Origin of the sequence: Sphingomonas sp. CCH9-F2, from assembly GCF_001556735.1 — a bacterium.
In the GTDB taxonomy this organism is placed as follows: Bacteria; Pseudomonadota; Alphaproteobacteria; order Sphingomonadales; family Sphingomonadaceae; genus Sphingomonas; species Sphingomonas ginsenosidimutans.
On record NZ_LSJO01000452.1, the window covers coordinates 1 to 527 of the forward strand.

A 527-nucleotide genomic window follows, 5' to 3' on the forward strand; every position below is an offset into this window, starting at 1 on the left:
GGCGCGACGTGGCGGAGGCGATGCTGGCGGCGGGGGACCATGCGTGGAACGGCGGGATCTTCCTGTTCCGCGCCGATGCCTTCGTTGCCGCGCTGGCGCGGTTCGCGCCCGACATGCTGGCGGCGGTGCGCGCGTCGCTGGACGCCGCGCGGCGCGAGGGCGCGCGGGTGTGGCCGGATGCCGATGCGTTCGCGGCATCGCCGTCCGATTCGATCGACTATGCGGTGATGGAAAAGGCCGACCGGGTCGCGGTGGTGCCGGTGGCGATGGGGTGGAGCGACGTGGGCAGCTGGGACGCGCTGCACGCGATCAGCGAGGGCGACGCGCAGGGCAATGTCGTCAGCGGCGACGTGGTGGCGCTGGACGCGGCGAACTGCCTGGTGCGGGCCGAGGGCGTGCGCGTCGCGATCGCCGGGGTCAGCGACCTGATCGTGGTGGCCAGCGGTTCCGACGTGCTGATCGTCCCGCGCGGGCGCAGCCAGGACGTCAAATTGCTGCTGGATGCGATGAAGAAATAAGCCTCAGCC

The 527-nt window shown here is 71.7% G+C and carries 1 protein-coding gene; it reads left to right on the plus strand.

From position 1 onward, the window contains the following. A partial coding sequence (locus AX685_RS12560) for a sugar phosphate nucleotidyltransferase (RefSeq protein ID WP_269450487.1) occupies positions 1–518 on the plus strand: 518 nt, incomplete at its 5' end. Between the last annotated feature and the right edge of the window lie 9 nt (positions 519–527).